12 protein-coding genes are annotated in these 12,323 nt (G+C 73.5%); 10 read left to right on the forward strand and 2 right to left on the reverse strand.

Annotation, left to right across the window (positions count from 1 at the left end; translation table 11 throughout):
• The first annotated feature begins 3 nt into the window (after window positions 1-3).
• From truB to A4R25_RS15015, 7 genes are all read left to right on the forward strand, one after another.
• Window positions 4-888: a tRNA pseudouridine(55) synthase TruB gene (gene truB, locus A4R25_RS14985; RefSeq protein WP_043330544.1), complete on the forward strand. Its 885-nt coding sequence runs from the start codon at window positions 4-6 to the stop codon at window positions 886-888.
• Window positions 889-920: 32 nt separating this feature from the next.
• A complete protein-coding gene (locus A4R25_RS14990) occupies window positions 921-1,847 on the forward strand; it encodes a bifunctional riboflavin kinase/FAD synthetase (protein WP_030503409.1) in 927 nt (308 codons plus the stop codon).
• Between the two features lie 181 nt (window positions 1,848-2,028).
• Window positions 2,029-2,298: a 30S ribosomal protein S15 gene (rpsO, locus tag A4R25_RS14995; protein WP_013284678.1), complete on the forward strand. Its 270-nt coding sequence runs from the start codon at window positions 2,029-2,031 to the stop codon at window positions 2,296-2,298.
• A gap of 220 nt (window positions 2,299-2,518) precedes the next feature.
• Window positions 2,519-4,876, forward strand: coding sequence for a polyribonucleotide nucleotidyltransferase (locus A4R25_RS15000; protein ID WP_043325800.1), 2,358 nt, complete (start codon window positions 2,519-2,521; stop codon window positions 4,874-4,876).
• 153 nt (window positions 4,877-5,029) lie between these two features.
• Window positions 5,030-6,370: a pitrilysin family protein gene (locus A4R25_RS15005; protein ID WP_197494907.1), complete on the forward strand. Its 1,341-nt coding sequence runs from the start codon at window positions 5,030-5,032 to the stop codon at window positions 6,368-6,370.
• A gap of 108 nt (window positions 6,371-6,478) precedes the next feature.
• Window positions 6,479-7,240: a 4-hydroxy-tetrahydrodipicolinate reductase gene (gene dapB, locus A4R25_RS15010; RefSeq protein WP_064447088.1), complete on the forward strand. Its 762-nt coding sequence runs from the start codon at window positions 6,479-6,481 to the stop codon at window positions 7,238-7,240.
• A 75-nt stretch (window positions 7,241-7,315) separates the two neighbouring features.
• On the forward strand, window positions 7,316-7,786 hold the full coding sequence (locus A4R25_RS15015) for a GNAT family N-acetyltransferase (RefSeq protein WP_064447089.1): 471 nt from the start codon (window positions 7,316-7,318) through the stop codon (window positions 7,784-7,786).
• A 191-nt stretch (window positions 7,787-7,977) separates the two neighbouring features.
• On the opposite strand, the gene A4R25_RS15020 is transcribed toward A4R25_RS15015, so the two are convergent.
• Window positions 7,978-8,571, reverse strand: a complete 594-nt coding sequence (locus tag A4R25_RS15020; protein ID WP_064447090.1) for a GNAT family N-acetyltransferase — start codon at window positions 8,569-8,571, stop codon at window positions 7,978-7,980.
• Window positions 8,572-8,606: 35 nt separating this feature from the next.
• Between A4R25_RS15020 and A4R25_RS15025 the strand changes: the two genes are divergently transcribed.
• Window positions 8,607-9,911: a glycosyltransferase family 87 protein gene (locus A4R25_RS15025; RefSeq protein ID WP_064447261.1), complete on the forward strand. Its 1,305-nt coding sequence runs from the start codon at window positions 8,607-8,609 to the stop codon at window positions 9,909-9,911.
• Here A4R25_RS15025 and A4R25_RS15030 read toward each other — a convergent pair.
• Entirely contained in the window at window positions 9,816-10,361 is a 546-nt protein-coding gene (locus tag A4R25_RS15030) for a GNAT family N-acetyltransferase (RefSeq protein WP_064447091.1), read from the reverse strand. The two genes, A4R25_RS15025 and A4R25_RS15030, sit on opposite strands and share 96 nt — an antisense overlap.
• Before the next feature lie 79 nt (window positions 10,362-10,440).
• Between A4R25_RS15030 and A4R25_RS15035 the strand changes: the two genes are divergently transcribed.
• Together A4R25_RS15035 and A4R25_RS15040 are read left to right on the forward strand one after the other, a co-directional pair.
• Window positions 10,441-11,670 carry a winged helix-turn-helix domain-containing protein gene (locus tag A4R25_RS15035; protein WP_043325793.1) on the forward strand — a complete coding sequence of 410 codons (1,230 nt, stop codon included), beginning with the start codon at window positions 10,441-10,443 and terminating at the stop codon, window positions 11,668-11,670.
• A complete protein-coding gene (locus A4R25_RS15040) occupies window positions 11,660-12,253 on the forward strand; it encodes a DUF2752 domain-containing protein (RefSeq protein WP_064447092.1) in 594 nt (197 codons plus the stop codon). Before A4R25_RS15035 ends, A4R25_RS15040 begins: the two co-directional genes overlap by 11 nt.
• Window positions 12,254-12,323: the final 70 nt, after the last annotated feature.

Here is a 12,323-nt window from a genome sequence, read left to right on the forward strand (position 1 = left end):
GTCGTGAGCACAGACGGTCTGATCGTGGTCGACAAGCCCGGCGGCATGACGTCGCACGACGTCGTGGCCCGGATCCGCCGGCTGGCCCGTACCCGCCGGGTGGGGCACGGCGGCACGCTGGACCCGATGGCCACCGGCGTGCTGGTGATCGGGGTGGGCCGGGCGACCCGGCTGCTCACGTACGTGATCGGCGCCGGCAAGAGCTACGCCGCGACGATCCGGCTGGGGCAGGCCACCGTCACCGACGACGCCGAGGGCGAGGTGGTCGCGACCACCCCGGCCGGCGCGGTCACCGACGACGGGGTACGCGCCGCGCTGGCCGCCCTCACCGGCGAGATCGACCAGGTGCCGAGCGCGGTCAGCGCCATCAAGATCAACGGCCAGCGGGCGTACAAGCGGGTCCGTGACGGCGAGACGGTCGAGCTGCCCGCCCGCCGGGTCACCGTCTCCCGGCTGGACGTGCGGGACATCCGCCGGGACGCCCCGGACGTGGTGGACGTGGACGTGGACGTGACCTGCTCGTCCGGCACGTACATCAGGGCGCTGGCCCGCGACGCGGGGGCCGCGCTCGGCGTCGGCGGCCACCTCACCGCGCTGCGCCGCACCGCGGTCGGCGGGTTCACGCTCGCCGAGGCGGCCACGCTCGACCAGCTGGAGCAGCGCGCGCCGGACGTGGTGAACCTGCCGCTGGACGCCGCCGCCGCGCGGTTCTTCCCGCGCCGGGACGCCACCGCCGACGAGACCCGGGTGCTCTCCCACGGCGGGCCGCTGACCCCGGCCGGGATCACCGGGCCGTACGCGGTCTTCGACCCGGCGGGCGGGCTGATCGCTATCGTCAGCGAGCGGGACGGTCGGGCCCGCGCGGAGATCGTGCTGGCCCCGGCCTGAACGGCGCGCGGGCGGACAGGGGGAGGAACGGCATGCAGCGGTGGCGGGGGTACGAGGCGGCGCCCGGCGGCTGGGGACGCTCAGTGGTCACCATCGGCGTCTTCGACGGCGTGCACCGGGGGCACCAGGCCACCATCGGGCACACCGTGGCGCGCGCCCGGGAGCTGGGCGTCAAGTCGGTGGTGGTGACGTTCGACCCGCACCCGGCCGAGGTGGTGCGCCCGGGCTCGCACCCGGCGGTGCTCACCGAGCCGGCGCGCAAGGCCGAGCTGATCGAGGCGCTCGGCGTGGACGTGCTCTGCGTGGTGCCGTTCACGGTCGAGTTCTCCCGGCTGCCACCCGAGGCGTTCGTGCACGACGTCCTGGTCGAGCACCTGCACGCCGCGCTCGTGGTGGTCGGCGACAACTTCCGGTTCGGGCACCGGGCGGCCGGGGACGTGCCGCTGCTGGAACGGCTCGGCCGCACCTTCGGCTTCGCCGTCGAGGGCGCGCCGCTGGTCGCCGAGGCGGGGACGGTCTTCTCCTCCACGTACATCAGGTCCTGCGTCGACGCGGGCGACGTGGGCGCGGCGGCGGCGGCGCTCGGCCGCCCGCACCGGGTCGAGGGCGTGGTGGTCCGCGGCGACCAGCGCGGACGTGAGCTGGGTTACCCCACCGCCAACCTGCTGACCCACAGGTACGCGGCGGTGCCCGCCGACGGCGTGTACGCGGCCCGCCTGGTGCGCCGCGACGGCGAACCGCTCGCCGCGGCCGTGTCGATCGGCACCAACCCGACGTTCTCCGGCCGGGAACGGCGGGTGGAGGCGTACGCGCTGGACTTCACCGGCGACCTGTACGGCGAGCGGCTGGCCCTGGACTTCGTGGCGCACCTGCGCGAGCAGCGGACGTACGACGCGATCGAGCCGCTGGTGGCCCAGATCGCCGAGGACGTGGAGCGCACCCGCCGGGCGGTGTCCTGACCCGCTCGGGCGACCTTGACCGGCCGTCCGGCCCGAGGGCTGGTAGGCTGGCGGAGACGTCGGCTGACCGACGGGGGCCTCGCGTGCCTGCACGACGCCGCGGGTGCGAGGAACCGGTCCGTTGCACCGGTCACCACGACCGCTCCGGACCTCATCGAATGACCCACGAAACAGGGAGAACATGGCGCTCGACCAGGAAGCCAAGGCCAAGATCCGCCAGGAGTACGCGACCGCCGAGGGCGACACCGGCTCGCCCGAGGTGCAGGTCGCGGTCCTGACCAAGCGGATCGCTGAGCTCACCGAGCACCTGAAGGTGCACAAGCACGACCACCACAGCCGCCGTGGGCTGCTGCTGCTGGTCGGCCGGCGCCGCCGGCTGCTGAACTACGTCCAGAAGAAGGACATCAACCGCTACCGGTCGCTCATCGAGCGGCTCGGCCTGCGCCGATGACCTGACGGGGGAGTGGCCGCCTGGCCGCTCCCCCGTTGCAGTACCACCGAAGAACCCGGCCGCGCGACACCCGAAGAGGGAGCCGGTCAGCACCGGTCTCCGGTAGTGGCCCCCGGGCATCCCGGCACGACGCCGGCCCACCCGGGCGCTTCGATCGAAGACCGGCCGCCTGAGCAGTTCCCGTGTCGTCGGCCGACGACGCGAAGGAGCACCACAGCACATGACCGAGACCAACCTCGGCACCGAATCCCGCACCGCGGTGATCGACAACGGGTCCTTCGGCACCCGTGAGATCACCTTCTCCACCGGCCGCCTGGCCCGCCAGGCCGCCGGCTCCGTCGTCGCCCAGCTCGGCGAGACGGTCGTCCTCTCCGCCACCACGGCCGGCAAGCAGCCGCGCGAGTCGTTCGACTTCTTCCCGCTGACCGTGGACGTCGAGGAGCGGATGTACGCCGCGGGCCGGATCCCCGGCTCGTTCTTCCGCCGTGAGGGCCGGCCCAGCGAGGACGCCATCCTCACCTGCCGGCTGATCGACCGGCCGCTGCGCCCGTCGTTCGTCAAGGGCCTGCGCAACGAGGTCCAGGTCGTCGAGACGGTGCTGGCGCTCGACCCGCAGCACCCGTACGACGTGGTGGCGATCAACGCCGCCTCGATGTCGACCAAGCTGTCCGGCCTGCCGTTCTCCGGCCCGATCGGCGCGACCCGGGTCGCGCACGTCGACGGCCAGTGGGTCGCCTTCCCGACCCTGGAGGAGCTGGAGCGGGCCACGTTCGACATGGTCGTGGCCGGCCGCACCCTGGCCGACGGCGAGGTCGCGATCATGATGGTCGAGGCCGAGGCCACCCCGAACGCGGTGACCCTGATCTCGGGCGGCGCGACCGCGCCGACCGAGGAGATCGTGGCCAGCGGCCTGGAGGCCGCCAAGCCGGCCATCCGCGAGCTGTGCCGGGCGCAGAGCGAGCTGGCCGAGGTGGCCGCCAAGCCGGTCGCCGAGTTCCCGATCTTCCTGGATTACCAGGACGACGCGTACGACGCGGTGGCCGAGGTGGCCCGCGCCGAGGTCGCCGAGGCGCTGAAGATCGCCGGCAAGGCCGACCGCGAGGAGGCCCTGGACCGGATCAAGGCCAAGGTCGCCGAGGAGCTGACCGGCCGCTTCGAGGGCCGCGAGAAGGAGCTGTCCGCCGCGTTCCGTTCGCTGACCAAGTCCGAGGTCCGCAACCGGGTGCTGCGCGAGCAGGTCCGCATCGACGGCCGCGGCCCGCGTGACATCCGCCCGCTGACCGCCGAGGTCGGCGTGCTGCCGCGGGTGCACGGCTCGGCGCTGTTCGAGCGCGGCGAGACCCAGATCCTGGGCGTCACCACGCTGAACATGCTGCGCATGGAGCAGATGGTGGACACGCTGTCCCCGGAGAACCGCAAGCGCTACATGCACAACTACAACTTCCCGCCGTACTCGACCGGTGAGACCGGCCGGGTCGGCTCGCCGAAGCGGCGCGAGATCGGCCACGGCGCGCTCGCCGAGCGGGCGCTGATCCCGGTGCTGCCCTCGCGCGAGGAGTTCCCGTACGCCATCCGGCAGGTCTCCGAGGCGCTCGGCTCCAACGGCTCCACCTCGATGGGTTCGGTCTGCGCCTCGACGCTGGGCCTGCTCTCCGCCGGTGTGCCGCTGAAGGCGCCGGTCGCCGGCATCGCCATGGGCCTCATCTCCGACGAGGTCGACGGCAAGACCCAGTACGTGACGCTGACCGACATCCTCGGCGCCGAGGACGCGTTCGGCGACATGGACTTCAAGGTCGCCGGCACCCGGGACTTCGTCACCGCGCTCCAGCTCGACACCAAGCTCGACGGCATCCCGTCGGACGTGCTGGCCGCCGCGCTGCAGCAGGCGCACGAGGCCCGGCAGACCATCCTCGACGTGATGCAGCGGGCCATCGAGGCGCCGGCCGAGATGTCGGACTACGCGCCGCGGGTCACCACCGTGAAGATCCCGGTCGACAAGATCGGCATGGTGATCGGCCCGAAGGGCCAGACCATCAACGCGATCCAGGACGAGACCGGCGCCGAGATCTCCATCGAGGACGACGGCACGATCTACGTCGGCGCCACAAACGGGCCGGCGGCCCAGGCCGCGGTGGACCGGATCAACGGCATCGCCAACCCGACGCTGCCCAAGGTCGGCGAGCGGTTCCTCGGCACCGTGGTGAAGACCGCCGCGTTCGGCGCCTTCATCTCGCTGCTGCCGGGCCGCGACGGCCTGCTGCACATCTCCAAGGTGGGCGACGGCAAGCGGGTCGAGAAGGTCGAGGACTTCCTCAACGTCGGCGACAAGGTCGAGGTGGAGATCGCGGACATCGACGCCCGCGGCAAGATCTACCTGGACAAGATCCGCCCGGAGGGCGCCGAGGCGCCGGCCGCCGCCGAGGGTGGCGACCGTCCGTCGGGCCGGGACCGCGGCGGCGACCGCGGCCCGCGTGACCGGGGTGACCGGGGTGGCGACCGGGAGCGCGGCGAGCGCCGCTCCGAGGGCGGCGAGGGCGGCGGCGAGTCCCGTCCGCGTCGCCGGACCCGGCACAGCTGATCCACCGCCGGCCCGGGTGACGTCCGCGTCACCCGGGCCGGACCACGGCTCCAGGTCGCCTGCGCGAGCTGGAGCCGTCGTACGTCCCGCCGTCCCTCGTCATCCGGAGAGCAGGTGCTCGTGAGTTCGTCAGCCGCCTCGACGGGACGGGGGGTGACGTCGACCGGGCCGGGTTCGGCCGCCCGCGCGGTCACCCGGACGCTCAGCGACGACCCGCTCGGCGGCACCGTCCGCCGTACCGTGCTGCCCAGCGGGTTGCGGGTGCTGACCGAGGCGATCCCGGCCATGCGCAGCGTGTCGTTCGGCATCTGGGTGGCGGTCGGGTCGCGCGACGAGACCGGCCCGCAGGCCGGCGCCGCGCACTTCCTGGAACACCTGCTGTTCAAGGGCACCAACAAGCGCAGCGCGCTGGAGATCTCGTCCCAGATCGAGGCGGTGGGCGGCGAGACCAACGCCTTCACCACGAAGGAATACACCTGCTACTACGCGCGGGTGCTGGACGAGGACCTGCCGCTGGCCATCGACGTCATGTGCGACCTGGTCGCCGACTCGGTGCTGACCCCGTCCGACGTGGAGACCGAGCGCGGCGTCATCCTCGAAGAGATCGCCATGCACGACGACGAGCCCGGCGACGAGGTGCACGACCTGTTCACCCGCGCCGTCTACGGCGACCACCCGCTGGGCCGCCTCATCTCCGGCACCGAGGAGACCGTCACGCCGATGAGCCGGCGGCAGATCCAGGGCTTCTACCGCCGCCGCTACACCCCGCCGCGGATCGTGATCGCCGCCGCCGGCAACCTCGACCACGCCGCGGTGGTCAAGCTGGTCCGGCAGGCGCTGCGCGGCACCCCGCTGGACACCGACCCGGCGGCGCCGGCGTCGCACCGCCCGTCCACCCCGGGGGTACGCACCAAGCCGGCCACCACGCTCGTCGAGCCGAAGGAGACCGAGCAGGCGCACGTCGTCCTCGGCTGCCCGGCCATCGACCGCACCGACGAGCGGCGCTTCGCCCTCGGCGTGCTCAACAACGTGCTCGGCGGCGGCATGTCCAGCCGGCTGTTCCAGGAGATCCGGGAACAGCGCGGCCTCGCGTACTCGGTCTACTCCTACGCCAGCCAGTACGCCGACAGCGGCGTGTTCGCCGTCTACGCCGGTTGCGCTCCGGGCAAGGTGGACGAGGTGCTGCACCTGACCCGCGCCGAGCTGGCCCGGGTCGCCGCCGAGGGGATCACCGAGGCGGAACTGGCCCGGGGCAAGGGGATGAGCAAGGGCTCGTTCGTGCTCGGGCTGGAGGACACCGGCTCGCGGATGAGCCGGCTCGCCAAGGGCGAGCTGCTCTACGGCAACCTGATGCCGGTGGACGACCTGCTGGCCCGGGTGGACGCGGTGACCCTCGACGACGTGAACACGCTCGCCGCCGAGCTGCTCGGCCGGCCGATGTCGCTGGCCGTGGTGGGCCCGTTCGACTCCGGCAGCTTCACCGTCGAGCGCTGAGCGGCGGCGGTCCGGTCGGCCGGGTGTCGGCCGCGCCGGTTCGCCGGATGCCGGGCGTCGGTGCGGTCCGCCGGACCGCGCCGTGCGGGCTGGGATAGGTTGTGGCCCGTGACTGAGCAGCAGAACACGGTGGCCCGGGTCGGTGTGCTGGGCGCCCGGGGCCGGATGGGCATGGAGGTCTGCAAGGCGGTCGACTCCGCCGCCGACCTGGAGCTGGTCGCGGCCGTCGACCAGGGCGACGATCTGGCCACTGTGGCGCAGGCGGGCGCCGGGGTGGTCGTCGATTTCACCACCCCGGACGCGGTCATGGACAACCTGCGCTGGTGCGTCGAGAACGGCGTGCACGCGGTGGTCGGCACCACCGGCTTCACCGAGCAGCGGCTCGACCAGGTACGCGAGTGGCTGGCCGGCCGTCCCGGCGTGGGCGTGGTGATCGCCCCCAACTTCGGCATCGGCGCGGTACTGATGATGCAGTTCGCCGCGCGCGCGGCCCGGCACTTCGAGTCGGTCGAGATCATCGAGCAGCACCACCCGCGCAAGCTGGACGCGCCGAGCGGCACCGCCACCCACACGGCTCGGCTGATCGCCGCGGCCCGCGCCGACGCCGGGCTCGGGCCGGTGCCGGACGCCACCCGCGACGAGGTGGCCGGCGCCCGCGGCGCCGACATCGACGGGGTACGCGTGCACGCGGTGCGCGCCACCGGCCTGGTCGCCCACCAGGAGGTGCTGTTCGGCACCACCGGTGAGACGCTGACCATCCGGCACGACTCGTACGACCGGGTGTCGTTCATGCCCGGCGTGCTGCTCGCGGTCCGCGAGGTGGGCCGCCGGCCCGGTCTCACGGTCGGCCTGGACGCCCTGCTCGACTGACTGCCGCGGTGTGCCCCCGGCCTGCTGCGGGAAACCGTTTTGCCTGGTCGGGGGCGTCGACCTAGGCTGCTTTCCATGATCGATTCCGGACAATCCGACCGCACCGGCCGCCGGGTGACGCTGCGCCCGGTGGACGACGACAACTGGCGGGCCGTGGCGGACGTCGCGCCGCACGACGACCAGCGCGCCTTCGTGGCCGCGCTCGCCGCCCGCTACCTGCTTCTCACCGAACGCTCGGACGTCTGGAACTCGCTGGCCGTCTACGCCGACGAGACTGTCGTCGGCCATGTCATGTGGGGCGTGGACGACGACGAGTCGCGCTGGATCGGTGGCATGGTGATCGACGCCGCCGAGCAGGGCCGGGGTCTGGGCCGAGCGACGGTGCGGACGCTCGCCGACTGGCTGGCCGAGGCGGGCCGGCCGATCCGCTTGAGCTACCACCCCGACAACAAGCCCGCCGCCGCCCTCTACACCGCCCTGGGCTTCCACCCCACCGGCGCGTTCGAGGACGACGAGCTGGTAGCCGAGCTCCTCCCCCCAGCCTGACCCTCACCCCCGAGCTTGCCCCCGGTCGATCATGAGGTTGGCGGCCTTTTCGATCTCCCCGACTGCCGCCAACTTCATGATCGACGCGGTGGGGGTGGGGTGGTGCGGTGAGGGGGTGGGGTGGCGGTCCTGCCCCGTGCCGGGACCGCCGGCCCACCCACGTGAGGGTGGACCGGCGGCCGGGCGGGAACTCATCGGTCGGCTGAAGGATTTTCGTCAGCGGATTCCGGGACCGCCACGTGGAAGCGGAGCTGGGGGACGAGCATGTCGTCCACGTCCAGCGCGCGGGTCGCGCCGTCCGGCTCCCAGCCGGTCGAGCCGAGGAAGTTGCGGGTCGCCGCGTCGGCGTCGAACGCCCACGCCACCGCCCGGGTCAGCCCGTCGGCGCGCCAGTGCTCGACGGCAGCGGCGAGCAGCCGGCTGCCGTGCCCGCGCCGCCCCCACCGGGGCTCCACCAGCAGGTCCGTCACCGCCGCGACGCCCGACGCGAGCGCGTCGGCCGGCTCACCGGGAGCCAGCGCCTCGGCGTCGGCCGGACCGGAGGCGATGAACCCCACCAGATAGGATTGCGCCGCCTCCTCGACGGCGACCAGCACCCGGTGCGCGCCCGAGGGGGGCTCCTGCACCGCCGCGCTCCACCGCCGGGCGAGGTACGCCTCGTCCAGGTTGTCGAGCACGTGCCGGGGCAGGATCCGGCGGTACGCGACCCGCCAGGTCGCGAGCTGGACGCGTGCGATCTCGCCGGCGTCCTCGGGACGCGCGGGCCGGACGTAGCCTGCAGCCATGGCACGTGAGCCTACGCAGGGCGAGGAGGGTGACGGTGGCGCAGGGTGCCGGGCGCACGATCACGCAGGCCGTCGCCGTGGCGGCGCTCGCCGCGGCGGTCACCGTGTTCCTGTCCGTGGCGGCGGTGCGGCACGGCTTCTTCGACCTGCAGGTCTACTACGGCGCGCTCACCTACTGGGCGCGTGACGGCGGGGAGATCTACGACTTCCTGCGCCCCGGCACCCAGTACGGCTTCACCTACCCGCCGTTCGCCGCGCTGGTGATGCTGCCGATGGCGTACCTGCCGTGGAACGCCGCGATCGTGGTGAGCGTGACGCTCACGGTGCTGGCGAGCGCCGTGGTGATCTGGCGGCTGCTGGACCCGGTGGCCCGCCGCTCCGGCTGGACCCGCTGGTTCGCCCTCGCCGTCGCGCTGTGCCTGGCCGCCGCGTACGAGCCGATGCGCGAGACGGTCAACTTCGGCCAGGTCAACATGCTGCTGCTGTTCCTGGTGGCGGTGGACCTGCTGTGGCTGCTGCCGGCCCGCAGCCGCTGGGCGGGCGTGGGCATCGGCCTGGCCACCGCGATCAAGCTGACGCCCGGCATCTTCATCGTCTACCTGCTGGTCACCGGCCGCTGGCGGGCCGCCGCCACATCGGTCGGCACGGCTGCCGTCGCCACGCTCGTGGCCGCCGGTCTCTTCCCGGACGCCTCCCGGGAGTTCTGGACCGAGGCGCTGTGGAACACCGACCGGGTCGGTGAACTGGCGTTCGTCTCCAACCAGTCGTTGCGCGGGGTGGTGGCCCGGCTCAACCCGCAGCACCCCAGCACGATCGCCTGGCTGGCGCTCGTACTCGTGACGCTCGTGGTGTGGGCGTGGCGGTCGCGGGCGGCGGTGGCCGCCGGCGACGAGGCCACCGGCCTGGCCCTGACCGGCGCCGTGATGTGCCTGGTCAGCCCGGTCACCTGGGTGCACCACCTGGTGTGGCTGCTGCCCGGGTTGATCCTGCTCGTGGACAACGGCATGGCGGCGCCCGCGCGCAGCCGGCGGCGCCGTCTGCTGCTGGCCGCCGCGTTGGTCGGGTACGCGCTGCTGTGCAGCCGGATCGTCTGGGCCTGGGAGAAGGACTTCACCGGCGTGGACGGCTTCCTCGGCAGCAACACGTACGTGTGGATCAGCCTGGCGTTGCTGCTGGGGCTGCCGATCCGGCGCTGGCTCACCCCGGACGGCGGTGGGCGTCCCGGCGGGGAGGTCCCGGCCGGGTCAGCCTCCGGCGGTGTAGCGCAGCTCGCGGAGCAGGAGCGGGGGGAGTCCGCCGGACAGCGGCACCGGATAGGTGGACTCCTCGCCGTCCGGTGAGTGCCCGGCCCGCTCGTAGAAGCGGCGCGCCCGGGCGTTGTCGGCGAGCACCCAGAGCCGGTACCCGGTCCAGCCCCGCTCGGCCAGGCCGTCCCGGGCCGCCGCGAGCAGCGTCCGGGCGACACCCGAACCCCAGTACGCGGGCTCCACGTAGATCGCCAACAGCTCACCGTGCGCCGGGTCCAGGTCGCCGCGGTCCTGGTTGTTCCGGTACGGCCCGAACGTGGTGAACCCGACGATCGTGCCGCCGTCCTCGGCGACGAGCGTGGTGAACGGGTGCTCCGGGTCGGCGGTGCCGAGGTCGCGGCGGCGCTGGGCCCAGGCGGCCGGGTTCAGCCGGGTCAGCACCTCCGTGGGCATGATCCCGGCGTAACCGGACTGCCATCCGTGGACGTGCACCCGGGCGATCGCCTCGGCGTCGTCCGGTTCCTCCCGGCGAATGGTGAGCATCTGTCCGTTCTATGCCCAGACGGGCGATCGGTCCAGCCGCCGCTCCCGGTGTCGTACCGCTGGATTAGGGTCGCCGGCGATGGCCGTACCGGAATCGCTCTCCCTCGCCCAGGCCCGCCGGATCGCCCTGGCCGCCCAGGGCTTCGCCGACCCGGCGCCTGCCGGCGTGCCCACCCGGCGGCACCTGCGCCGGGTGCTCGACCGGGTCGGGCTGATCCAGATGGACTCGGTGAACGTGCTCCAGCGGGCGCACTACCTGCCGCTCTACAGCCGGCTCGGGCCCTATCCGACCGCGCTGCTGGACACCGCCGCCTACCGCCGCCCGCGTGAGCTGTTCGAGTACTGGGCGCACGAGGCGTCGCTGGTGCCGGTCGGGCTGCACCCGGCGCTGCGCTGGCGGATGGCGAAGGCCCGCGACGAGGCGTGGGGCGGCATGCGCCGGATCGCCCAGGAGCAGCCCGGGCTGGTCGCCTGGGTCCGCGACGAGGTGGCCGCCCGGGGCCCGCTGACCGCGGCCGAGATCGAGCACGACGCGCCCCGGGAGACCGGCAACTGGGGCTGGAACTGGTCCGCCGTGAAGCGGGCGCTGGAGTTCCTGTTCTGGGCCGGCGAGGTCACCGCCGCCGAGCGCACCAACTCGTTCGCCCGCCGCTACGACCTGCCCGAGCGGGTGCTCCCGGCCGCCGTGCTGGACGCGCCCACCCCGACCGACGCCGAGGCGTACCGGACGCTCGTCTCGATCGCGGCCCGCTGCCTCGGCGTGGCCGCCGAGCCGGAGCTGCGCGACTACTTCCGGCTGCCGGTGGCCGGGGCACGGCAGGCGGTGGCCGACCTGGTCGAGGCGGGCGAGCTGACCCCGGTCACCGTGCAGGGCTGGCGGCACCCCGCCTATCTGCACGCCGACGCCCGGATGCCCCGCTGGGTACGCGGGAACACGCTGGTCAGCCCGTTCGACCCGCTGGTCTGGGAGCGGGCGCGCACGGAGCGGCTGTTCGGCTTCACCTACCGGATCGAGATCTACGTGCCCGCGCCGCAGCGGGTGTACGGCTACTACGTGCTGCCGTTCCGCCAGGGCGAGCGCTTCACCGCCCGGGTCGATCTCAAGGCCGACCGGAAGGCCGGCGTGCTGCTGGTGCCGGCCGCCTGGGTCGAGCCGGGCGCCGACCCGGGGGAGACCGCTGTGGCGCTCGCCGCCGAGCTGTACCGGCTGGCCGGGTGGCTCGGCCTGGACGCGGTCGCCCCGCCCGCCGCAGGCGACCTCGCGGGGCCGCTGGCCGCCGCGCTGGTGGGCGTGGCCGGTGTACGGTGAGCGCGTGACGAGCGTTGACCGGCCTGCCACCGAGCCCGACCCGCACGCCCACAGTGAGCCGCACGTCCACGCTGGGCCGCACGCTCCCGACGGGCCGTGGCAGGGGCCGTACCCGGTCGCGTACCAGCCGGTCGAGACCGACCGGTTCACCCGTATGGTCCTGCGCCTGCACGCCCGCGCCCCGCGCTGGGCGGTGCCGCTGGCCGCGCTCGGCTGCGTCGTCCTCGGCCTGGCGTACGCGATGATCAGCAACCCGACGCAGAGCGACCCGGACGCCCGTCCGACCTGCCTGCTCAAGCTCACCACCGGGCTCGACTGCCCGGGCTGCGGCGGCACCCGCGCGCTCTGGTACGTGCTGCACGGCGACCTGCCGGCCGCCGCCCGGCACCACTTTCTGTTCGTGTTCGCGCTGCCGTTCCTGACCTGGCTCTTCGTGACCTGGGCCGGCAACCGGGCGTTCGGCTGGAAGCTGCCCGAGCCGCGGTTCAGCCCCAAGGCGATCGGGTTGTTCCTGGCCGCCTGGGGGGTCTTCTCGGTGGCCCGCAACCTGCCGTGGGCGCCCTTCACCTCGCTCTACGTCTAGCCTCCCACCGAGGGACCGCGCTGACGCGAGGGCCGGGAGATCTTGGACACCCGGGCTGAGCTGGGCGGCA

It is taken from the genome of Micromonospora sp. NBRC 110037 (genome assembly GCF_001652995.1).
Taxonomy (GTDB): domain Bacteria; phylum Actinomycetota; class Actinomycetes; order Mycobacteriales; family Micromonosporaceae; genus Micromonospora; species Micromonospora chalcea.